18 protein-coding genes and 1 pseudogene are annotated in these 21,580 nt (G+C 66.4%); 10 read left to right on the top strand and 9 right to left on the bottom strand.

The window, feature by feature from the left end; genetic code table 11:
- Nucleotides 1–9: 9 nt before the first annotated feature.
- A complete protein-coding gene (locus ABIC16_RS07385; RefSeq protein WP_354290599.1) occupies nt 10–3,240 on the bottom strand; it encodes a glycoside hydrolase family 2 TIM barrel-domain containing protein in 3,231 nt (1,076 codons plus the stop codon).
- A 491-nt stretch (nt 3,241–3,731) separates the two neighbouring features.
- Here ABIC16_RS07385 and ABIC16_RS07380 point away from each other — a divergent pair, with 491 nt between their 5' ends.
- The 7 genes from ABIC16_RS07380 to ABIC16_RS07350 all read left to right on the top strand — a co-directional run bounded on the left by ABIC16_RS07380 (nt 3,732) and on the right by ABIC16_RS07350 (nt 9,318).
- Nucleotides 3,732–4,454, top strand: coding sequence for a FadR/GntR family transcriptional regulator (locus ABIC16_RS07380; protein ID WP_354290598.1), 723 nt, complete (start codon nt 3,732–3,734; stop codon nt 4,452–4,454).
- 55 nt (nt 4,455–4,509) lie between these two features.
- Complete coding sequence (locus tag ABIC16_RS07375) at nt 4,510–5,868, top strand: glycoside hydrolase family 27 protein (protein ID WP_354290597.1); 1,359 nt, start codon at nt 4,510–4,512, stop codon at nt 5,866–5,868.
- Between the two features lie 86 nt (nt 5,869–5,954).
- The gene (locus tag ABIC16_RS07370) at nt 5,955–7,451 is read left to right on the top strand and encodes a helix-turn-helix transcriptional regulator (protein ID WP_354290596.1); all 1,497 of its coding nucleotides are present in this window, start codon (nt 5,955–5,957) and stop codon (nt 7,449–7,451) included.
- Between the two features lie 127 nt (nt 7,452–7,578).
- Nucleotides 7,579–7,758: a CsbD family protein gene (locus tag ABIC16_RS07365; RefSeq protein WP_277968764.1), complete on the top strand. Its 180-nt coding sequence runs from the start codon at nt 7,579–7,581 to the stop codon at nt 7,756–7,758.
- Nucleotides 7,759–7,816: 58 nt separating this feature from the next.
- A complete protein-coding gene (locus tag ABIC16_RS07360) occupies nt 7,817–8,728 on the top strand; it encodes a hypothetical protein (protein WP_354290595.1) in 912 nt (303 codons plus the stop codon).
- Nucleotides 8,729–8,864: 136 nt separating this feature from the next.
- Entirely contained in the window at nt 8,865–9,131 is a 267-nt protein-coding gene (locus tag ABIC16_RS07355) for a CsbD family protein (protein WP_277968762.1), read from the top strand.
- 43 nt (nt 9,132–9,174) lie between these two features.
- On the top strand, nt 9,175–9,318 hold the full coding sequence (locus ABIC16_RS07350) for an entericidin A/B family lipoprotein (RefSeq protein WP_277968761.1): 144 nt from the start codon (nt 9,175–9,177) through the stop codon (nt 9,316–9,318).
- Between the two features lie 49 nt (nt 9,319–9,367).
- Here the strand turns inward: ABIC16_RS07350 and ABIC16_RS07345 are convergent, their stop codons facing one another.
- From ABIC16_RS07345 to ABIC16_RS07320, 6 genes and pseudogenes are all read right to left on the bottom strand, one after another.
- Entirely contained in the window at nt 9,368–10,237 is an 870-nt protein-coding gene (locus ABIC16_RS07345) for an RDD family protein (protein WP_354290594.1), read from the bottom strand.
- A pseudogene (locus ABIC16_RS07340) lies at nt 10,218–11,248 on the bottom strand (stage II sporulation protein M). Before ABIC16_RS07340 ends, ABIC16_RS07345 begins: the two are co-directional and overlap by 20 nt.
- A complete protein-coding gene (locus ABIC16_RS07335; protein WP_354290593.1) occupies nt 11,245–12,555 on the bottom strand; it encodes a DUF58 domain-containing protein in 1,311 nt (436 codons plus the stop codon). The pseudogene ABIC16_RS07340 and the gene ABIC16_RS07335 overlap by 4 nt, the downstream one beginning before the upstream one ends.
- A gap of 31 nt (nt 12,556–12,586) precedes the next feature.
- Nucleotides 12,587–13,558 carry an AAA family ATPase gene (locus ABIC16_RS07330; protein WP_502958290.1) on the bottom strand — a complete coding sequence of 324 codons (972 nt, stop codon included), beginning with the start codon at nt 13,556–13,558 and terminating at the stop codon, nt 12,587–12,589.
- The gene (locus ABIC16_RS07325) at nt 13,540–14,760 is read right to left on the bottom strand and encodes a hypothetical protein (RefSeq protein ID WP_354290591.1); all 1,221 of its coding nucleotides are present in this window, start codon (nt 14,758–14,760) and stop codon (nt 13,540–13,542) included. The genes ABIC16_RS07330 and ABIC16_RS07325 overlap by 19 nt, the downstream gene beginning before the upstream one ends.
- On the bottom strand, nt 14,757–15,461 hold the full coding sequence (locus ABIC16_RS07320) for a DUF4129 domain-containing protein (protein WP_354290590.1): 705 nt from the start codon (nt 15,459–15,461) through the stop codon (nt 14,757–14,759). Before ABIC16_RS07320 ends, ABIC16_RS07325 begins: the two co-directional genes overlap by 4 nt.
- Before the next feature lie 160 nt (nt 15,462–15,621).
- On the opposite strand from ABIC16_RS07320, the gene ABIC16_RS07315 reads away from it, so the two are divergent.
- From ABIC16_RS07315 to hpnN, 3 genes are all read left to right on the top strand, one after another.
- The gene (locus tag ABIC16_RS07315) at nt 15,622–16,407 is read left to right on the top strand and encodes a DUF7847 domain-containing protein (RefSeq protein WP_354290589.1); all 786 of its coding nucleotides are present in this window, start codon (nt 15,622–15,624) and stop codon (nt 16,405–16,407) included.
- Between the two features lie 62 nt (nt 16,408–16,469).
- Nucleotides 16,470–16,955, top strand: coding sequence for a DUF2141 domain-containing protein (locus ABIC16_RS07310; RefSeq protein WP_354290588.1), 486 nt, complete (start codon nt 16,470–16,472; stop codon nt 16,953–16,955).
- Nucleotides 16,956–16,958: 3 nt separating this feature from the next.
- Nucleotides 16,959–19,547, top strand: coding sequence for a hopanoid transporter HpnN (gene hpnN, locus ABIC16_RS07305; protein ID WP_354290587.1), 2,589 nt, complete (start codon nt 16,959–16,961; stop codon nt 19,545–19,547).
- A 75-nt stretch (nt 19,548–19,622) separates the two neighbouring features.
- On the opposite strand, the gene ABIC16_RS07300 is transcribed toward hpnN, so the two are convergent.
- Together ABIC16_RS07300 and ABIC16_RS07295 are read right to left on the bottom strand one after the other, a co-directional pair.
- Nucleotides 19,623–20,642: an MlaA family lipoprotein gene (locus tag ABIC16_RS07300; RefSeq protein WP_354290586.1), complete on the bottom strand. Its 1,020-nt coding sequence runs from the start codon at nt 20,640–20,642 to the stop codon at nt 19,623–19,625.
- A 50-nt stretch (nt 20,643–20,692) separates the two neighbouring features.
- Entirely contained in the window at nt 20,693–21,298 is a 606-nt protein-coding gene (locus tag ABIC16_RS07295; protein WP_277968750.1) for an ABC transporter substrate-binding protein, read from the bottom strand.
- Between the last annotated feature and the right edge of the window lie 282 nt (nt 21,299–21,580).

Genomic DNA, 21,580 nt, shown 5'->3' with positions numbered 1-21,580 from the left:
GAGTGCGGGTCATTCCCCGGTCGTGGCCGTGGCGGGGAGCGCCTTGTCGGGCGTCGTGCCTGCGCCGGTGAACGGCGCAAGGCGGAAGCTGACACGGGTCGGTGCGAGCGGTACGCGATACTTGGGCAGCGGCTTGCCGAGCTCGCTCCATTGCGTATCCCCGCCGACGCCCCATTGCGCGCCATCGACCAGCAACGTCACCTGCCCGTGCGGGACGACATCGGTCGACTTCCACGTGCCGGGCGTATGCCGGTCGAGATCGGCGTAAGGGAAAGCCAACGCGTTGATCATCAACGGTTTGTCGCCGCTGACGCGCAGGCCGTGCCCTGCCCCGCTCAACTCCATCCAGCGGACGTCGACCTTGTTGCCGGTTTCCTGCGGGCGGATGTAGTCGTGGTTCTGCTCGGCGATCGCGCCGCGCCACAGGCCGATCGGCGCGGACGTCTTGCGGTCGACATAGCTTTCGTGCGGCCCGCGGCCATACCACTCCGCCGTCGTGATGGCGGTCGGCATCGCGAAGGCCAGACCGACGCGGAACGGTGGCGGCAGATCCTGCTTGAGCGGGGTCAGATCGCCCTGCACCGCGACCGCGCCGTCGCCGGTCATCGTGTACAGCGTAGTGAAGGTCGCCGCACCGTCACCCAGCGCATACTCAACGCGGATCCCGGCGGCGCCGTCAGCCCCCGAGACGCGCGTCACGCTGCGGACGGTGCGCGTCTCGCTCATCGTCTTCCACACCGCGAGTTGCTTGGCGGTGCCGATGCCGATGTCGTTGTCCGTCAGCGCACGCCAGAAATGCGGTGCGCCGCCAGTCGCGAGCGTGACGTCGCCCTGCGCATAGCGCCGCACCAGCCCGGTCTTGCGATCGATCGCCAGCGTCGCGCCGCCCGCGCTGAGCGTCAGCGCGCCGTCCCGATCCGTCGTGGCGACGGACCCGCGCGCAGGCACGACCGCCTGTACGGGCGCCGGGCCGGTTGCGAACTGTTCCCAGCTTACCACATAGCCCGCGGGCACCAGCGGCACCGCGCCAGCTTCGGCGCGCGCGCGCACCGTCACGAAATATTCGGAGCCCGGCTTGCGCGGGATCGTGCCGATCGGGAGCGTCACCGTCTCGGTTCCGTGCGCGGCGGTCTTCATCGCGGGCAGCGCGCCCTTGGCGATCGCGACGCCGTCCTCCTGCACTTCCCAGTCGAAGCCGAAACCCGACAAGTCGCGGAAATCATGCCGGTTGCGCACCGTCACGCGACCGGTCGCGGGATCGAAGCCCTCGAACTGGATCGGCGCATAGACTTTCTGCAATTCGTACCAGGCCGGGTTGGGCGTGCGGTCGGACTGGAGCAGGCCATCGCCGAACTCGATGTCGCCGCCGGGATTGGGGCCATATTCGCCACCGTCGCCCCAATAGCGACGACCGTCCTTGGTGTAGCGGTACATCGACTGGTCGACCCAGTCCCAGATGAAGCCGCCCTGCAGTTTCTTCGGATGCGCGTAGATCGTGTTCCAATATTCGAGCAGATTGCCGCCGGAATTGCCCATCATATGCGCATATTCGCACTGGATGATCGGCTGCGCGAAGTTCCAGTTGGTCGCGTAGTTCGCCATCTGATCCGCGCTGTCGTACATCGGCGCATAGATGTCGGCATAGAAGTTCGGGCGGTGATCGTCGATCTTGTCGAAAGTCCCCCAGCCGAGATAGCTGATCAACCGGTTCGGATCACGTGCCCGCGCCGCAGCGGCAGCCGCGGCGAAATTCGGGCCGATCCCGGCTTCGTTGCCGAGCGACCAGAAGATCACCGAGGGATGGTTCTTGTCGCGCTCAACCATGTTGACGACGCGGCTGACGTGCGCGTCCTTCCACGCGGGGTCGAAGCCGAGCTGGTATTTGGCGCGCTCTTCGGCGTGGTTGTTGCCATACTCCATATAGGCGTGGCTCTCGATGTCGGCCTCGTCCATCACGTACAGGCCGTATTCGTCCGCAAGTGCATACCAGCGCGGATCATTGGGGTAGTGCGACGTGCGCACCGCGTTGATGTTGGAGCGCTTCATCAGCTCCATGTCGCGGCGCATCGACGCTTCCGAAATGACGTGGAAGGTTTCCGGGTCATGTTCGTGGCGGTTGGCGCCGCGGATGATGATCGGCTTGCCGTTGACGCTGACCTGGCCGTCCTTCATTTCGACGGTGCGGAAGCCGATCCGCTGTGGCGTCGCCTGGATCACCTTGCCGTCCGTGCCCACCAGTTCGACCAGCAGCGTATAGAGATTGGGCGTCTCGGCGGTCCACGGCTTCACGCCCGGCACGGGGGCAGCGAGCGTCACGGTCTGCGCCGCCGCGCCGGCCTTCACCGCCTGCGCGCGGACCAGCACCGCACGATCCCCCTCCATCAGCGTCATGCGCGCGGTGACGGGCTTCGTCGTCGGCGACACGGTAACCTCGGTCGACAGCACGCCGTCGCGATACGCCTTGTCGAGCCCGGCGTGGACGAAGATGTCGTTCACCCGCGTCTTGGGCGCCGCCATCATATACACTTCGCGCTCGATCCCCGAGACGCGCCAGAAATCCTGATCCTCGAGATAGGAGCCGTCCGACCAGCGATGGATCTGGATCGCGACCGTGTTGCGGCCTGCGGTCACGAAGGGCGTGACGTCGAACTCGCTCGGGAGCTTCGAGTCCTCAGAATAGCCGACCTTCTTGCCGTTGACCCACACGTCATAAGCGGAGCCCGCCGCGCCGATGTGCAGGATCACGTCCTGTCCGCTCCACGCAGCGGGCAGCGTGACGTCGCGGCGATAGCTGCCGACCGGGTTGGTGGCGTGGGGGATCAGCGGGCGGTTGGCGGGGAACGGATAGACGATGTTGTTGTAGCGCGCCTGGTCGAACCCCTGCGTCTGCCAGTCCGCCGGCACCTTGATGTCCTTCCAGGAGGCGACGTCGAAGCCGGGCTGCTCGAACCCGGTCGGGGTGGCATCCGAAGAGGGCGAGAAGGCGAACTTCCACGTCCCGTCAAGGCTGAGGAAGCGCGCCGATCGTGCCTTGTCTCCGGCGAGCGCCGCGGCGCGGGTCTCGAACGGGAAGCTCGTCACGTGGGCAGGCAGCTTGTTGCGCGCGAACACCGCCGGGTTCTCCCAGTCGGGGCGCGACGGATCGACCTGCACCGGCTGAACCTGCGGAGCATTCTGCGCGACAGCGGCGGTGGCAAGACCAAGCGTGCTGACGCCGATCAAAAGGGTGCGAAGCTTCATGTGAGTCTCCCGGTATCGGATCGAGGGGTCGCCGCGCGCATCACGCGGCCGGGCGCGCGACATCGCCGCGCGAAATTGGATTTGTCACAGGTGCCACACCCGGATTCCCAAAAAAAAACGCCGACGTGGCTTTTGGCGCCACGTCGGCAGGAGGGAATCGATGAGGTGCAAGGATCGATCAGCGGCACGGCTGTCGGGGCATCAGGACGAGCATGAACCGGAGCGTTCGACAACCGCAACCGAACCCCGATCCGCCAAGGGCGATACGCACAGACGCGTATTGTGTCGGATGTTTGCGATGGCCAGACCCTCCCTTTCGCCCGTCGATGACGACAACGTATTTCCCGTTGTTCCGATCGACTGCTTGTATGAGTTATTAGCAGGGATTAATTGTAGGACAAGACTGAAATTTGCGCGATAAGGGTTACCGCAATCATTTATGATTGCTTCAGCCAAACGTGGCGGACCAAAGAACAAGGTGGCGAGGAACGATGACGACGAACCATGCGGTTCCCGAACGACGCCGCGAACCGGCGCATAGCGCGGTTGCGCGGGACATTGGCATTGCAATCGTCACGGGCCGTCATCTTCCGCTGTCGATCCTGCCGGGCGAACACGAACTTGCGGAGCAGCGCGGCATCTCGCGCGGGGTCATTCGCGAGGCGTTGCGGATGCTCAGCGCGAAGGGACTCCTCGAAAGCAAGCCGAAGACCGGGACACGAGTCCGCGAGCGTTCCGAATGGAACCTGCTCGATCCCGACCTGCTGGCCTGGATGTTCGAAGCAGAACCCCCCGCAACGTTCGTCCGCAGCCTGTTCCAGCTCCGGCTCATCATCGAACCCGCCGCCGCCGAACTCGCCGCCGCGACGCGGACCTCGCGCCAGCTGTCCGGAATGGGGCATGCGCTGGAGGAAATGTACACCCACGGCCTCGCCTCGCCGATCGGCCAGGCGGCGGACCAGCGTTTCCACCACATCATCCTTGAGGCGACGCACAACGAGTTACTGGTCAGTCTGGCCGGGACGATCGGGTCCGCGGTACGCTGGACGACGATCTACAAACACCGCCAACCGATCCAGCCGAGCGATTCGATGCCGCAGCATCAGCGCCTGTTCGATGCGATCGCCGCGAGCGAATGCGCCGCGGCCCGCGAAGCCACGGTCGCGCTGATCCAGCAAGCCGAAGACGATACCGCAAGCCTGATCGGCGCGTGACATCCACCCCAGTCCACCCTCGAATTCGACTTAGCCATACCGGAGATGACGTGACATGAGCCTGACTCGCCGAACGATTCTGCAAGGCGCCGGCCTGGGCCTTGGCAGCAGCGCGGCGCTCGCGCTGACGCCCGCACTGCCCGCAAAATCAGGTGGCTCGCCCATCCTCGCCCCGACCCCGCCGATGGGATGGAACAGCTGGAACAGCTTCGCGACGACGATCACCGAGGCGCAGGCGATCGAAACCGCGCGCATCATGGCGGACAAGCTGCTGCCGTCGGGCTACGACGTGTTCACCGTCGACATCCAATGGTACGATCCGGCGGCCAAAAGCTACACGTACAACGCCAAGCCGCAGCCGACGCTAGACGCCTATGGCCGATTGGTCCCGGCCCCCAACCGGTTCCCGTCGAGCGCAGGTGGCGCGGGCTTCCGTCCGCTCGCGGATATCGTCCACAAGCTGGGGTTGCGTTTCGGCGTCCACCTGATGCGCGGCATCCCGCGGCTTGCGGTGGAGCGGGACCTGCCGATCCTCGGCACCAATCTGCGCGCCAGTGCGATCGCCGACACGTCGAGCGTGTGCAGCTGGAACCCCGACATGTACGGTGTCGACATGCGCAAACCCGGTGCGCAGGCCTATTACGACAGCGTCTTCGCGCTGTTCGCGTCATGGGGCGTCGATTTCGTCAAGATGGACGACATGAGCCGCCCCTATGATGCGCACGCCCCCGAGATCGAGGCCGCCGCGCGCGCCATTCGCGCCACCGGGCGCCCGATCGTGTTCAGCCTCTCTCCCGGCGAAACCCCGGTCGGGCGCGCCGACCACGTCTCGCGCCATGCGCAGATGTGGCGCATTTCGGACGATTTCTGGGACAATTGGGCGATGCTGGAGGCACAGTTCACCCGGCTCGAGAACTGGAACCCCTATCGCCGCGCGGGTGCGTGGCCGGATGCCGACATGCTCCCGCTCGGGCGCCTTTCGCTCGGTGAGCGCGACACGCGCTTCACGCCGGACGAACAGCGCATGGTAATGACGCTCTGGTCGATCGCCCGCTCCCCGCTGATCATGGGCGGGGACTTGCGCCACCTCGACGCGCCGACGCTGGCGTTGCTCACCAACCTTGAGGTCATCGCGGTCAACCAGGCGAGCCGCGACAATCAGCCGCATTACCTGACCGATGCGGCACGCGTCTGGACCGCCCGGCCGAAAGATGGGCCCGACCGCTATCTCGCGCTGTTCAACACCGGCAAGGAAGCGCATTCCGTGACGCTCGACCTGACCGCGATCGGCGCGCCGCGCGCGGTTCGGGTGCGCGACCTGTGGAGCCGCGCGGACGAAGGCATTGCTCGCGATCGACTGACGCGACAATTGCCGGCGCACGGCGCTGCGCTGTATCGCCTCGCGCCAGCCTGACGGCGGAAATTTGGTGCGGGTATGCTGCCGACCTCGTCCGACCGGCGTTATCGTGATCCTTGCGAAACGACCGGAACCCGAAGGCCATGCCCGCACTCCATCATACCGGCGTCGATCTGCGCCGACTCCAGCAGATCGTGTCCGGCCTTACCGAGGGGGTCATCATTGTTTCGCCCGAGCAGGACATCCTGTGGGCGAACGAGGCGGGCCTGCGGATGCACGGGGTCGAGCGGATTCCCGATCTCGGCAAGACGATTGATGAGTATCGCAGCCGGTTTCGCCTGCGCTATCGCAACAACCACTGGCTCGACGCGCCCGATTATCCATTGGAGCGCGTCGTCGCAGGACAAGAATTCAGCGAGGTGATCGTCGAGGTCCTGCGCGACGGGGATGAGGAAGCGCGCTGGATTCACCAGATTCGCAGTCTGGTGCTGACCGACAGCGACGACAATCCCGACCTGCTCGTGCTGGTCATCCAGGATGTCTCGCTGCGGTTCGAGGCGGAGGAGCGGTTCGAACAGACGTTCAAGGCCAATCCCGCGCCCGCGGTCATCTGCCGCCTGTCCGATCAGCGGTTCGTCAAGGTCAACGCCGGCTTCCTCGAGATGACCGGATGGGAGCGCGAGGATGTGCTGGGGCACACTGTCTATGACCTGGACGTGCTCGCGGACGTGTCCGACCCGGGCCTCGCCAAGCAACGCCTGCGCGAGGGGCGGACGATCCCGCAGATGCAGGCGGACCTGCACTTGCCGGGGGGTGGCCGCAAGCTCGTGATCGTCGGCGGGCAACCGATCGACCTCAATGAACAATCCTGCATGCTGTTCACCTTCGCCGATCTCGAGCCGCGCCGCCGGATCGAAGGCGAATTGCGCGAAAGCGAACAGCGTGCGCACCGCACGTTTGAACTCGCGCCGATCGGCATGGCGGTGGCGACGCTCGACGGGCACCGTTTCCTTCAGGCGAATGCCGCGCTGCTGGAACTGACCGGCTACACCGCTGAAGACATCAAGCAGCAAACGGCCTGCTCGCTCAAACTGGTCGAAGGCGCGAGCGCGCGCGCTGAGGTCGAACAGGCGATGCGCGACCACGGCGGCTTCCAGGCGCGCGATGCATGCCTCCAGCGCAAGGACGGTGAGCGGATCGACGTCCTGATCTCCACCGGCATCATTCCGATGCATGGCAGCGATTGCGTTTTGTGGGTGATCCAAGACATCGCCGAACGCCGTCGCTCCGAACGCGAACTGATCGGCGCGATCGAGACGGTGATGCGCGACACCAACTGGTTCAGCCGGACGATCGTCGAGAAACTCGCCAACCTGCGCGCGCCGAGCGCGCAGCACTATGTCGCCGAAGTTGCCTCGCTCACCGGTCGCGAACGCGAGACGCTGAGCCTGATGTGCGAAGGGCTCGACGATGCGGCGGTGGCCGCGGCCATGGGCGTGTCCCGCAACACCGTGCGCAACAATGTCGCGCGGATCTACGGAAAATTGGGCGTAAACCGTCGTTCGGCCGCGATCATATGGGCGCGCGAACGCGGCTTTCCGCTGCCATCTTCACGCCGTTCTGCAGCAAAGGACGGTTAATTTTACACCCGTTTGCACTAAACGATTGGGTGCAAATCGCTCTAGGGTAGGCACGGTTCGGGACTATTTCCTTTCCTCGAAGGCGACGCGGTCACCCCGCGCCGCCCAGAGCGAAAGGACGGGCAAGATGGATGACCGCATCGAAGGCGCCGGTAAGCAGGCGACCGGATCGATCAAGGAAGCGATCGGCAAGATCACCGGCGACCGTAGCGTCGAAGCCAAGGGCGCTGCCGAAAAGGCCGCCGGCAAGGCGCAGTCCGAACGCGGCGAAGCCAAGGCCGCCGCACGCGACACCCTCAATCCTTAGGATGACCGCGGGCGGTTTTGCCCGACGGTGACGTCAATGATCCATGAGAGAAAAGAAAATGGCACACACGTACGTTGATCCGATCCACGGATCGGACTCCCATCACGCACACGACCATGTCGCGGGAAGCGCAGTCGTCCACCGCTCGCGCATGTCGTGGCAGGCGGTCTTCGCCGGCGTGACGATCGCGATCGCGGTTCAGATCGTCCTCGGCTTGCTCGGCACCGGCATCGGGATGAGCCTGGTCGACCCGGTCAACGGGTCCACGCCCAGCGCGAGCGGTTTCGGGATCGGTGCAGGACTGTGGTGGGTGGTCAGCACGATCGTTGCACTCGGCGCAGGCAGCTATGCCGCATCGCGTATCGCTGGCTTGACCGAACGCTTTGACGGGTTTGTCCACGGCCTCGTCATCTGGGGCGTGACCCTCATCATCACGCTGTACCTGCTAAGCTCGGCCGTAGGGTCGATCATCGGCGGCACGTTCCGCACGATCGGCAGCGTCGCGAGCGCGGCAGGCACCAGCATCGGCGCAAGCGCACCGACCGTTGCCAAGGCAGCGGGAATCGACGTCCAGGATCAGGCCGCCGCCTACCTCGACTCCGCACCGAGCGACCCCGCGCAAATGACCTCGCAGGAAGCGCAGAAGGAAGTCGCCAAGCAGTTGCCCGCAATGGCTCGTGGCGGCGCTGAGGGTAACCAGGCAGAAGCCCGGATCGTCGACATCGTCGCCGCGCAGCGCAAGATTTCGCGCCCGGAAGCAGCGGCGCAGGTCACGCGCGCCAAGCAGCAGTTCATCGCCGCGAAGAACAACACGGTCGAGACCGCCAAGTCCGCAGCCGATACCGGCGCCAGCGCCGCTGCCGGGACATCGTTCACCGCCGTCATCGTGCTGTTGCTCGGCGCCGGTGCAGCCGGGTTTGCCGGGGCCGCCGCTACGCGCCGCCGCGGTCATGAGGTCCGCCGCGTCTAACCGACGCTGGAGGATGCGCGCCAGCCCCTAGGGCGCGCGGAGACGACGGCCACCGCCTGTAGCGTATCAACGCGGTGGTCGTCGGATCCAATGCACCATTCGCATCGCATTGAACGCAATCAAAAGGAGATATTTCATGGACACGCATCAGGTTACCGGCGGGATCAAGCAGGCTGCAGGCTCGATCGAAGAAGGCTTCGGCAAGTTGACCGGAGATCGGTCCAGCGAGGTTTCGGGCGCCGTACGCAAGGTCACCGGTCAGCTTGAAGGAACCTACGGCGATGCCGTCGACGCCGCCCGCGCGACCGTCGAGCATAGCCCGCTGCTCGCACTCGGCCTCACCGCGATCGCCGGATTTGCGCTCGGTGCGCTCGTCACTGGTCTCAGCGCGCGCCGCGCTTGATCTGCACGCGTTCAAGAAATTCTTGCATGAAGGAATTCGAAGCATGAAGACCAAGATGCTTTTCACCCTCGCCGCCGTTGCCGCTGTGTCGCTATCGGCCTGCAACACGGTCAACGGGGCGGGCAAGGACATCAAGTCCGCGGGCAGCGCGGTATCGGATGTGTCCGGCGAAAATAAGAAGCACTGATCCTGCCCTCTAGAAAGACCCCGACGTGGCAATGCTCGCGTCGGGGTTTTTAGCGTTTCGCGTCCGCAAATTTGTCGAGACGCCGCCGGCCGACCAGCAGCCCGCGCTCAAGCCGCACGCACAGGGCCGCATAATATTCGGTCAGGAAGCCGAGGTCGTCGCCGTCGTCGGCCAGGTTCGCCTTTCGCCGGATCGTCGTCGCGACCGTTGCGATGGAATCGCGCTGTCCGGCGCGCAGGACGTCCTCGAGCGTCTGAAGTTCATATTCACCGTACAGGCTGAGCGCGGCATCGCTGAAACTGCGACGCGGTCGGGCCTCAGGCACGGCCAGTTCCGACCCGAGCGCGACGCCGACCGTGCGAACCACCCACGTTCCCGCAAGCAGGTCCCCCACCCGCAACCGGTCCCGGTTGAACAGCGGGAACAGCAGGAAAATTCCGCTCCAGCCGAGCGAAAACAGCGTGACGAACGTATCCGCCGTGCCCTCTGCCGCCTGCGTGCCGAGAAACGTGAGCGGCAGAAACAGCTCGACCTCGCGCATCGCGTTCCGGACGATCAACGCTCCCCCGCTGAGCCGGGCGCCATCGCGCGCGACCACGCGCAGGCCCATGATGCGCTTGCCCGGCGTTGCGCCGCGCCCGCCCATTTCGAACAGCGTGAACCAGCCGTTGCGCAGCACGAAGAAGCCGATCATCCACACGATCGCGAGCGCCGGCGCATGGACCGAAAAGAACAGCGTAAAGACCACGATCGTCGCGACCACCAGGACCGCGACCACCGCGATCGCATCGATCAGAAAGGCGGCAGCGCGCGTTCCCGCACTGCCCAGTGTCAGCCGCAGGTCGACGCCTTCGGGCGTGATGAAGCTGCGCCGCAGACCGTCCGCTTCGGCGCGCGCTTCAGGACGCGGCTGGGGCATCGGATTTCCTCGGCAGGTAGAAATACAGCAGCCACCCGATCAGCATCGCCGTGCCGATCGCGTAGCGGGTGAAATCATCGGTCAGCACCTGCCGCCCGATCCCCTCGAGCAACCCGGCGACGAGCAGCATCACCACCGCCCCCGCCATCGCGACCGCGCCGGTCTGCCCCGCCGCGACCGCCGCATCGCCGCGCGTCCGTCGCCCTGGAAAGGCGATCGCGGTACCGATGCGGAACCCCGCCGCGCCCGACAGGATGATCGCGAACAATTCGGTCGTGCCGTGGATCATGATCCAGCCGACAAAGCCGAACCCCAGCCCCTTGGGCACGAACACCGCCAGAAATGCGCCCAGCATCATGCCGTTATAGGTGATGAGCAGCGCGGTCGGCACCGCGAAGGCGAACCCCAGCGCGAACGAGAAGATCGCGATCTGCGCATTGTGCGTGAACAGATACGCCGCGAACGTCGCCAGCATGTTCTGCTGTTGGGGCGCGCGTACAGCGTCTTGCGCAACGTCTCGACCGAGGCGGACGGATCGCGCCCGCCTGCCATGCTGTCCCCGACGATCGCGAAGAACCACGCTGCGTCGCCGCGCACGATCAGATAGCCGACGACAACCCCGGCAACCGTCAGCAGGAAGGACACCAGCGTCTCGCGCCACAGCGATTGCACCGCGGCCGGCCAGCCCCGCACGAAGAACCGCCTGAGCTGCGTCCAGGCCGACGTCTGGACGCCGTACAGCTGGAAATAGGCCCGCGTACACAGCTGTTCGAGATAGTCGATCAACGCCCGGTCGAGCGACGTCTCGCGCGCGACCGACAGCGACGACAACGCCGTCCGATACAGCAACGGCAGCGCAAGCAAATCGTCCTGCGGCACCGCGCGGATCGACCGCCGCTCGATCCGCCGGATGATCGCGTCGAGCCGTTCCCACTCGGCGGCATGCGCTGCGCGAAAGCGGCTGGCGTTGACCAGCACCGGCTGCGCCACGGGCAATACGGACGCCGTCACAATGCGTTCCTCCGTTTGAGCGCGACATAGCCCGCGACGAGGCGTTCTCCGACACGGTCATGCTCCGCCTCGATGACATGGACGCCGACATGTTCCAGCCGCGCCAGCACCAGCTTGCGGTCGCGCAGCAACGCCGCCGCGGTCACCGCCCGCGTTACGTCGTCCGCGGTGGCGGGCGCGCGATCCACGATCGCCTCGACATCTTCGTCGCGCAGCACCACCACCAGAAGCAGATGCGTCTTCACGATCCGCATCGATGCGCGCACCAGGAAATTCGCGCTGACAAGATCGGTGAATTCGGTAAACAGCACGATCATCGACCGCCGGGTCAGCCGCGTCGCCAGCGTGGTCAGCGCGAAGGTGTAGTTGGTTTCCTCTGCGCTGTAGTCGATCTCAGCCGCCAGCCGCTGGAGATTGGCGAAGGCGGGCACCCCCGACACCAGCCCGCTCGCGATCCGTGGCCGCGAATCGAACGCATGGAGCGCGACCCGGTCGCCCAGCTTGAGCGCGACCCAGGCAGTGAGCAGCATCGCCGACACCGCCCGATCGACACGCGACAGCCCCGCGACCGGGTCCGACATCTGCCGCCCCGCATCGATCGCGAAGACGATCTGGTTGTTGCGTTCGGTGCGATATTCCTTGGCGTGGAGCTTGCTATGCCGCGCCGACTGTTTCCAGTCGATCGCGCGTCGATCCATGCCCGAGCGGAACTCGACCAGCGCATCGAAATCGGTCCCGTCCCCGCGATCGACCTGCGTCAGCAGGCCTTCCATCGCGTGACGGCGGAAAATCTCGGCCCCTTTGTCTTTCAGGACGCGGATGTCCGGCCGGACCGCGATCCGTACGTCGGCGGCGATGCTCCGCTGATGCCAGACCAGCCCCAGCCGACCGCGCCAGCGCAGCCAGATCCGGTCGACCCGCCCAGTCCCGCGGCGCAGCGCCGTCAGCGCGAGCAGCGCAGCACCCTTGCCATTGCGCAGGGCGACACGCGCGCGCGCATCATCCTCGGTCGCGAACAGCGCGTTGACCAATACCGCAACCTCCGCACTGGCCGGCGGGTCACGCCCCTCGAGCGAAACGGTGACGGTCGCGTCGATCGTTTCCCCCACGGCAACGGTATCGGGCGCGTGGACACTCGCGTGCGCCTGCCGCCGACCGGACACCGCATCGACCGTCGCCAGTACCAGCACCGCAAGCGGCCACGCCAAGCCGGCATACCAGCGATCGGGCAACAGCACGCCGATCACCAGCGCAACCGGCGCCCCTGCCGCAGCCGCCAGGACCGCAAGGCGAGTCGGATAGATCACGCGCCCACCGCAGAAGATCCGACCGCCACGCTCACCGCGGCACTTCGATCGTTTCGATGATGTGCGCGACGACGTCCTCCACCGTCCGCCCGTCGATTTCCGCGGCGGGCGACAGGATCAGGCGGTGCCGCAACAGCGCGGGCGCCAGCGCCTTGACGTCGTCGGGAATGACGAAATCGCGTCCGTCGATCGCCGCCCGCGCGCGGGCCGCGCCGGCCAGCATCGCCCCCGCACGCGGCGACGCGCCGCTTTCGAGATCGGCCACCCCGCGCGTGCCACGCACCAGCGCCGCGATATAGTCGATCACTTCGTCGACCAGCCGCACGCTCGTCACCGTGTCGATCGCCGCCCCGATGGTCTCTGCATTCGCCCGGGGTTCGACGCCCCATTCCTCGGGCACCATCGCCTGCTGCTGCGCGCCGTGCGTCGCGATGATCCGGCGCTCCTCGGCAGCGGACGGATAATCGACGCTCTGCTTGAACAGGAAGCGATCGAGCTGCGCCTCCGGCAACGGATAGACGCCTTGCTGCTCGATCGGGTTCTGCGTGGCGACCACCATGAAGCGCGCGCCCAGCGGCAGGCTTTCGCCGTCGATCGTGACGGTGCGCTCCTGCATCGCCTCGAGCAGAGCGGCCTGCGTCTTGGGCGGGGTGCGGTTGATCTCGTCCGCCAGCAACAGATCGGTGAAGATCGGTCCCCGCGTCAGCGTGAAGGTGCTCGTCTGGAAATTGAACAGGTTCGCGCCGATGATGTCGCCGGGCATGAGATCGGGCGTGAACTGGATCCGCCCGAAATCGAGCCCCACCACCCGCGCGAAGGTTCGCGCGAGCAGCGTCTTGGCGGTCCCCGGCGGACCTTCCAGCAACACGTGTCCGCCCGAGAACAGCGCGACCAGCAGAATGTCGACGCTCGCCTCCTGCCCGACCACGGCCTTGCCGATTTCCTGCCGGATCGCCTGCGCGAGCCCGCGTACGTCGTCTACGGTCACCGTGTCTTCTCCCATAACCAATGATGCAGCGCCTGCGCCGCCGCGAGCATGTCGCGGGGGTGCCGCGCTACACGCGCCTGTTCCGCCAATTCCGTAAAGCGCGGACGCCCGGTCAGCGCGTCGAGATAGTGGTCGAGCGCGGTGTCGTGCAGCCGTGCCGGCACGCCGAACACCCCGACCGCGCGATCCCGCACGACATCGACGTAGCGCGCGCCGAGCGTTCCCTGCCGCCGGGCCTTGCGCACCAGCGCTGCGGCATTGTCGATCAGCGTCGCCTTGCCGAACGCGATCGCGCGAGGGCGCCGACGCGGCGCTCCAAACCGTGCGGTCGCCTGGATTCCCGCAAGCAGCACCGCCGCCGCCACCGCCAACGTCATCGCAAGGAACGGGGGATCGAACAGCAGCTTCAGCGGACTGGGCGAGCGCCCGAAGCCGTTCAGCGTCACGTCGAACACGATCGACTCCGCCCCCGTGGAATTCAGCCAGTCGAGCAGTTCGAGCGCGGCGCGCGCCTGGGACGCATCGCGCATCCCGACGTTCGACAGCAGGTCCGGATCGGCGAGAACATAGAACGGATGCGTCCCGATCTGCGCCAGCACGACATGCCCGGCGGCATCGGTCAACAACGGTCGGACGTCGGGCCCGGTGATCGTCTGGACCGCCCGCGGCGCCGCGAAGCGCAGGCTTGAGGGCATCCACGCCAAGCCCTTCAACGGCCGTCCGCCACTGCGGTAGCGCGTCACCACCAGCGGATATTGCGGTGCAAGCACGCCCTGCGGTTCGCCGGGCGGCAGCAGCGCGGCGACGTTGACCCATCCGCTATGCCGGGGATCCTTGGTCGTGGCCCATTTCGGCAACACCACCAGCGTCGGTTTCACGCGCCGTTGGGCCAGCGCCTTGGTCATGTCGGTCGCGCCGCTTTCGGGGGTCAGGACGACCAGATCCTCGGTATCGAGCATCTTCGGGTTGCGGATAATCCGCGGGTTGCGCCCGGTCGCTTCCGCCAGCCGGACGATCCCGCCGAACCCCACCGCCGCCGTCGAAAGAGCGTGTGCGCCGCCGTTGCGGCCGGATCGCAAATCGGGCGCATATGCCCCAAGCACCACCATCGCGAGGAAAGCGACGATGCCGACCGTGATGAGGATCGCAACCGTACGGACGTCGAAGGGACCCTCCCCGTCGCCCGACTTCCCAGGAGCCGCTCCCACGTCGCTCATCCGCGCCACGCCTGCGGCAACGCGAAGTCTTCATAGGCGGCACGCGCACCGGCCCAATCGGTTGCGTCGACCGGGCGCGCGCCGAACAGGCTGCGCTCGACCAAAGCCGCGATCCCCGCGAACAGGCGCCGTGCGGCTGGCGGCACCGCGTCGGCGTCGCTCAGTTCGCGGCTGGTGAGCGCTGGCCGCACGACGTGCGGACGACGCCGCGCGATGTCGTCGACCGACCGGATCAGCAGCACGTGCACCGCTTCGGCATAGCGTCCGCCCGCCGCCAGCCTGTCCGCCTCGCGCAGCCAGGCCTGGGCCGGCGCTGCGTCGGGATGCCAATCGGGGTCGTCCCCGATCGGCTCGGTCTGGCGCGCCCGGCGGCGATGTGGCCAACGCCATTCGCCATGCCGGATGCGCTGATACGCCACCCACACCAGCAGCACGGCAAGGATCGCGATCACCCCCCACAGGAAAATCCGCGCATAGGGTGCCGCCGGCATCTGCCGGCTGATCCAACCAAGCAAGCGCGCCAACGGCTCGAGCACATGCCCAAGCCAGCGCAGGAAAGGTCCCAACCACGCGGGCGGCTCAGGGGGTGCCGGAGCACGACTGAGCGTGAACTGCATCTGCGGATCGGCCCTGAGCGCCGCGTGCGCGGCGGCGAACCGGTCGCTCGCGGCGGCGGCGTGTTGCGCTGTTCCCCCGCTCACTTGGCACTCCCCGGGCCGCAATTGGCGCTACGGCGCCGAACCTAAACCAACCGCCGAAGCGCGCAATCGGCAAAATGGGTTTGCCGGTGCCGCAGCACCGAAACCGGTTGCTCCGCCTGGCATCACGCGGCAGGATCATGATGTCTCTCGGGGAATTTCCATGGCCAGCCTCGCCTCAGCGTCCGACCGTCGCATGTCGATCGGCCGGGTCTTCAATCGCGCCTTCGCCGCGCTCGGTGCCAATGCCGGGACGATGTTCGGCATCGCCTTCCTGTTTAGCGCGCTGCCGATCGCGGTGCTCAATCTGTGGCAGGCTGGGATGGGGCCCACGCGCGATTTCGGAACGAACGCGGTGCTGGTCGGCGGGCTCTATCTGGCGAGCTTCGTCCTGACCCAGCTCGCGCAGGGCGGGCTGGTCCGCGCCACGATCGCGCACAGCGATCATCGGACCGTTGGTTTTGGCGCGTGCGTCGCGACGGGTCTGCGCTTCGCCGTGCCGCTGCTCGCGCTCGGGGTGGTGATGGGTTTCGCGCTATTGCTCGGGTTCGCTTTCTTCATCGTGCCCGGCGTGCTGCTGTACCTCGCCTGGGCGGTTGCGGTGCCGGCGCTGGTGATCGACCGCACGGGCGTGTTCGGTGCGTTCGGACGCAGCGCCTTCCTCACGCGCGGCGCGCGCTGGAACGTGTTCGGGATCGGTCTGGTGATGCTCATACTCTATTACGTCCTGATCGCGGCCGTGGGGATCGTGACGGTTGCGGTCACGGGTTTCCCCGCGGCTGCGCCACGTGGGTTCGATGGGTTTGTGACGCTCTCGTCGGTGTTCAGCGCGCTGTCGACGACGCTGAGCACCGCCGTCGTCGCGGCGATCCAGACGTCGCTCTATGTCGAGCTGCGCGACTGGAAGGACGGCCCACAGATCGAGCAACTGTCCGACATCTTCGCCTGACCCGCGACCCGGCGTGCCGATCCTGCCTTAATCTGGGACGCAATCCGGGCTAGAGGCGCGTAATGACTTCGCCGCCTCTTCCGCTTCGCCTCAAGGTCCTGCTGCCGATCGCCCCGCTGCTCACGATCGGCGCGGCGCCCGCTGCCGGCATTCTGCACGTTAAGGTGGACAACGTTCGCGCGCAGACGGGTCGGGTCCATGTCGACCTCTGCACCCAGGCGCAGTTCCTCAAGGATTGCCCGATCATGGCAGAGGCGCCGCCGCGCATCGGGCTGACGACCGTGACGCTGCGCAACATCAAGCCCGGCCGTTATGCCGCGCAGGTTTCCTACGATCAGAACGGCAACGGCAAGGTCGATCGGGCGCTGTTCGGTATTCCGAAAGAAGGCGTCGGCTTCTCGAACGATGCCAAGATCCGCATGGCGCCCCCCAAATGGGAAGAGGCGGTGTTCGATTACGACGGCCAGGAACGGACGATCCGATTGAAGCTACGCTATTTTATCGGACCCAACGCGCCCGCCTCGTCCGCCCCCGCTGACCGGCCGTAAGCGATGATCGCCCGCTTGCTGCAACGCCTCGTCGGCTTCGGCGTCCGCGCCCCGTTCGCTGTCCTCGGCGTGTGTCTAGCGATGGTCGCCGCGGCCGGACTGTACGCCGCCGGACATTTCGCGATGACCACGGATACCGCCGCGCTGATCTCTCCGACGATCGAGTGGCGCAAACAGGAAAAGGCGGTCGAGCAGGCGTTCCCGCAGCTCAAGGACGTGTTGTTGGTCGTCGTCGACGGCAAGACGCCCGAGCTGGCGGAAGCCGCGACGGCAAAACTGACGGTCGCGCTCGCTGCCGATACGAACCACTTCCGCAGCGTCCAGCGCCCCGACGGCGGTACCTATTTCGACCGGGAAGGACTTCTTTTCGGTTCGGTCGGCGAGGTGCGCGCATCGACCAAGGCGTTGATCGACGCACAGCCGTTGCTCGGCCCGCTCGCCAGCGACCCGTCGCTTCGCGGGATCGCGGAAGCGTTTTCGACGATGCTCACCGGCGTTGACCGCGGGGACATCCCGCTATCGCGGATCGCCCGGCCGATGCGGACGATGGCGGATGCGCTCGATGCGTCGGCGGCGGGGAAACCCGCTTACTTCTCCTGGCAGGACTTGTTCGCCGGGACCGGCCAGACTGCCCCGCCACGCCGCCGCCTGATCCTCGCGCAACCACGGCTCGATTACGGCGCGCTCCAGCCGGGCGAGGATGCGGTCGCCGCGATTACCGCCGAGGCTGCGAAATTAGGTCTCGACCCCGCACACGGCGTGACCGTCCGAACGACCGGAGAAGTACCGCTGGCGGACGAGGAATTCGCTACGCTCGAGGAGAATATCGGCTGGGTCGGCGCGGTGATGGCGCTGGCGATGCTGGTGACCCTGTGGTTCGCGGTGCGCTCGGCGAAGATCGTCGCGGCGATCCTGCTGACGATCGTTGCGGGACTGGTGGTGACGACCGCGCTCGGGTTGCTGGCGGTGGGTGCGCTCAACCTCATCTCGGTCGCGTTCATCCCGCTGTTCGTGGGATTGGGAGTCGATTTCGGGATTCAGATCGCGGTGCGGTTCAACGCCGAACGGCTCGAAGGGGCAACGACCGGTCCCGCGTTGGAACGCGCCGCCAGCGCGCTCGGCGCGCCGCTCGCGCTGGCGGCGGGGGCGGTGTTCCTCGGGTTCGGGGCGTTCCTGCCGACCGATTATGTCGGCATTGCGGAACTGGGAATCATCGCCGGTCTCGGGATGCTGGTCGCGCTGGCCGCGAGCGTGACGGTGCTGCCGGCGCTGTTGATGCTGTTGAAACCGGGCGCCCCGCGCCGCGAGGTCGGGTTCGCCGAAGCGGCACCGGTCGATCGCTGGCTGCATAGCCATCGCAAGACGGTATTATGGGCGTTCGCGCTGTCGATGGCGGGCAGCATCGCGTTGCTGCCGTTCGTCCAGTTCGACTTCAACCCGCTCCACTTGCGCGCCAAGGACGGCCCCGCAATGCGCGCGCTCGTCGACCTGATGCGCGATCCGTTACGCACTCCGAACACGATCAATATCCTTGCGCCAAATGCACCGGCAGCCAAAGCGCTCGTGACGAAGCTGTCGGCGCTTCCCGAGGTTGCCGAAGCGGTTTCGGTCGACGGCTATGTCCCACAGGACCAGGACGCGAAGCTCGCCTTGATCCAGGATGCATCCTTGTTGCTGGATGCGACGATCAATCCATTCGATCTCGCTACCGCACCAACCGACGCGGAGAACGCCGCGGCGCTACGCAAGACCGCGACCGACCTCCGCGCCGCAGCCGCTGCGCATCCGGGCGCCGCAGCAACCGATGCGACCCGGCTGGCAACCGCGTTCGAACGGCTTGCATTAGGAAAGCCCGCGCTGCGCGCCGCCGCGACTGCGCTGCTCGTCCCGCCGCTCGGTACGATGCTCGATCAGATCCGCTCTACACTCCAGGCCGAGGCAGTGACTCGCGAGACGCTCCCGCCGGAGATTGCTGGCAATTGGGTCGCCAAGGATGGTCGCGCGCTCGTGCAGGTGTTCCCGAAGGGCGACAGCAACGACAATGCGGTGCTACGCCGCTTCACCGCAGCAGTCCGCACGGTTGCGCCGACCGCAAGTGGCCTGCCGGTCGCGACACAGGAGGCGGCCAAGACCGTGGCCTGGGCATTCGTCGAGGCAGGCGTTCTCGCGCTCGCGCTGGTCAGCCTTCTGCTGTTCATCGTCTTGCGCGACGTGCGTGAAGTTGCCTTCACGCTGGCGCCGGTCGTGCTGTCGGGGTTCCTGACGCTAGGGAGTTGCGTGCTGATCGGGCAGCCGATCAACTTTGCCAACATCATTGCCTTCCCGCTGCTGTTCGGCGTCGGGGTCGCGTTCCACATCTATTTTGTGATGGCGTGGCGCGGTGGCGCGACCGACCTGCTGCAGTCGAGCCTTGCGCGCGCCGTCCTGTTCAGCGCGCTCGCGACGGGAAGCGCGTTCGGCAGCCTGTGGTTGTCGCACCATCCGGGGACCGCGAGCATGGGCAAGATCCTGATGATCTCGCTCGCCTGGACCTTGGTATGCGCGCTGATCTTCGAACCCGCGCTACTGGGACCACCGCGCAAGAAGGCGTGAACGCGATGCGGTTCAAGGGTCACGCGCCTTCATTCTCACTCGGCCGTCCCATCGCCGCTGCGATATGGTGCGCCGTTACCGGGGTTGGGGTGCGTTAGCCTGCGGTGTGGCAGGATCCTGCAACGGATCTGCCAACGGATCCGCAGGCTTTGGCGCGGCCGACGCGGCGACCGGCGATCCCGCGGCAGGCGCAGGCTCCTGCGGCCCGGCCGCCGGATCGGCGAGCGGATCCGCCAGCCAATCAGGCGAAGCCGCCCCTGTCACGGGAGCCGTCGCCCCATTCGCGGGATCTGCCAACGGATCCGCGAGCGGATCAGCCAGCGGATCCCTCGTTGCGCCTGACGCACGCGCATCGTGCGTCGCCGCAATGCGTCCCGCGCGGTCCTGCAGATAGGACGAGCGCAGCGTCGCATAGGGGTCGATTGCGCTTGCCGTCAGCGCCTTGAGCGGCGCATCCGATTCGACCCGCAGGTCGAGCCCGGTCAGCACCGCTTGCGGAATGCGGAACTCGGCCCGGTCGAACGGCGACCCGATCACGACCGGCAAGGCCTGCGCCTCAGCAGCGCCTGCCGGCAAATCCCGAAACGTACTTGGCCCGAGGAATGGAAGGAACAGGTATGGCCCCGGCCCTACCCCGTAATGCCCGAGCGTATCCCCCAGGCTGTTGTCCCGGTGCGGCAAGCGGAAGTCGCGCGTCTTGGCGACGTCGAGCAACCCGCCGACCCCGATCGTCGAATTGACCACGAACCGCCCGAGGGTCTTCACCGCGCGCTTCGGTTTCAGCTGGAGCACGTCGTTGGCGAACACCAGCGGCTCGCCGATGTTCGAGAAGAAATGCCGGATGCCCTTACGCGCGAAGTTGGGGACAATCGTCTTGTACACCATCGCGACCGGCCGGAAGAAGATCCGGTCGAACACCTGGTTGATCGAAAACATCTTGCGATTGAACCCCTCGAGCGGGTCTCCCTTCGCATGATGCGGACGCACTACGGCGGCCGACGCCTGCGCGCGCGCCGCGGCGCGCGTGATCGTGCCGACCGGCGCCGGTGCCACGACGGTTTCCTGCGCCGCCGCCGTCATCGGCGTTGCCATCATCACGATCGCGACCGCCAGTGTGCTGCTTCCCCCCCGAACGCGCACTCTGTTCAGCGATCGCTCTTGGCGGCCAGCGCGTCGAGATGCGAAATCAGCGCCTTCGCCCCGCCCTTTGCGAACACGCCCGCAAAATCCGCGCGACGGGTCGCGAGCTGGCTGATCGCGTTGCGGTAATAAACGTCGATCACGCGCCACTTGCCGCCGCTCTGGCGCAGACGATAAGCGATCGGCACCGCATCGTCCTTTGGCGCGGACAACGTCGTACGGACCAGCTTATCCGCACCGCGCGTTTCAACCTTCGGGTCGATGGTAAAGCTTTGCCCCGACCAGCTGCTGAAATTGCTGGCATATTGCGCCACCGTCATCCGCCGCATCGCCGCCACCAGCGCGGTCTGATCCGCCGGTGCGACCTTGACCCAGTCGGGGCCGACCGACAGCCGCGTGATCAGCGGAATGTCGAACGTTTGATCGACCACCGGACCGATCTTCGCGATCCGCCCTTGCTGGCCCATGCCGCTCCCGCCCTTCATGATCGCGAGCAGCCCTTCATCGAGCATCTGCACGGGCGCCCGCGCAGGATCAGCAGCCTGCGCCAGAGCGGGCGCGGAAACGGTCAGCAGCACGCCGGTCACGACGGAGCGGATAGGGAAAGTCATGCAGAAACTCCTTGGCGAAAGGGACGACGCCCCTCCCTCCGGGTGAGGCCGGTATCATCCCGTGGGCGGTAGCACAAACCGCTGTAGCCGGGATGAACGGCCAAAGCTGGACGCGGATCCCCTGACGACCCTGCACGCCATCTCGACATTGCGATCAAGGATAAAGATTTCCTCCTTTCGCATATGTTGCGGCGCGGCTAGAATATCTACTTGGGGGCGTGCGTGACGAACCAGCCCGGGCGGTCTATGGCCCGAACCCCGGTTTCGACACGAAAGCGGACG

The organism is Sphingomonas sp. PvP055 (genome assembly GCF_040546365.1).
In the GTDB taxonomy this organism is placed as follows: Bacteria; Pseudomonadota; Alphaproteobacteria; order Sphingomonadales; family Sphingomonadaceae; genus Sphingomonas; species Sphingomonas echinoides_A.
This window is presented reverse-complemented; position numbering and strand designations above follow the sequence as displayed.

Bases quoted from the DNA above. Each gene is read 5' to 3' on its own strand.
- ABIC16_RS07385 (WP_354290599.1), bottom strand. From the start codon at position 3,240: ATGAAGCTTCGCACCCTTTTGATCGGCGTCAGCACGCTTGGTCTTGCC.
- ABIC16_RS07380 (WP_354290598.1), top strand. From the start codon at position 3,732: ATGACGACGAACCATGCGGTTCCCGAACGACGCCGCGAACCGGCGCAT.
- ABIC16_RS07375 (WP_354290597.1), top strand. From the start codon at position 4,510: ATGAGCCTGACTCGCCGAACGATTCTGCAAGGCGCCGGCCTGGGCCTT.
- ABIC16_RS07370 (WP_354290596.1), top strand. From the start codon at position 5,955: ATGCCCGCACTCCATCATACCGGCGTCGATCTGCGCCGACTCCAGCAG.
- ABIC16_RS07365 (WP_277968764.1), top strand. From the start codon at position 7,579: ATGGATGACCGCATCGAAGGCGCCGGTAAGCAGGCGACCGGATCGATC.
- ABIC16_RS07360 (WP_354290595.1), top strand. From the start codon at position 7,817: ATGGCACACACGTACGTTGATCCGATCCACGGATCGGACTCCCATCAC.
- ABIC16_RS07355 (WP_277968762.1), top strand. From the start codon at position 8,865: ATGGACACGCATCAGGTTACCGGCGGGATCAAGCAGGCTGCAGGCTCG.
- ABIC16_RS07350 (WP_277968761.1), top strand. From the start codon at position 9,175: ATGAAGACCAAGATGCTTTTCACCCTCGCCGCCGTTGCCGCTGTGTCG.
- ABIC16_RS07345 (WP_354290594.1), bottom strand. From the start codon at position 10,237: ATGCCCCAGCCGCGTCCTGAAGCGCGCGCCGAAGCGGACGGTCTGCGG.
- ABIC16_RS07330 (WP_502958290.1), bottom strand. From the start codon at position 13,558: ATGGGAGAAGACACGGTGACCGTAGACGACGTACGCGGGCTCGCGCAG.
- ABIC16_RS07325 (WP_354290591.1), bottom strand. From the start codon at position 14,760: ATGAGCGACGTGGGAGCGGCTCCTGGGAAGTCGGGCGACGGGGAGGGT.
- ABIC16_RS07315 (WP_354290589.1), top strand. From the start codon at position 15,622: ATGGCCAGCCTCGCCTCAGCGTCCGACCGTCGCATGTCGATCGGCCGG.
- ABIC16_RS07310 (WP_354290588.1), top strand. From the start codon at position 16,470: ATGACTTCGCCGCCTCTTCCGCTTCGCCTCAAGGTCCTGCTGCCGATC.
- hpnN (WP_354290587.1), top strand. From the start codon at position 16,959: ATGATCGCCCGCTTGCTGCAACGCCTCGTCGGCTTCGGCGTCCGCGCC.
- ABIC16_RS07300 (WP_354290586.1), bottom strand. From the start codon at position 20,642: ATGATGGCAACGCCGATGACGGCGGCGGCGCAGGAAACCGTCGTGGCA.
- ABIC16_RS07295 (WP_277968750.1), bottom strand. From the start codon at position 21,298: ATGACTTTCCCTATCCGCTCCGTCGTGACCGGCGTGCTGCTGACCGTT.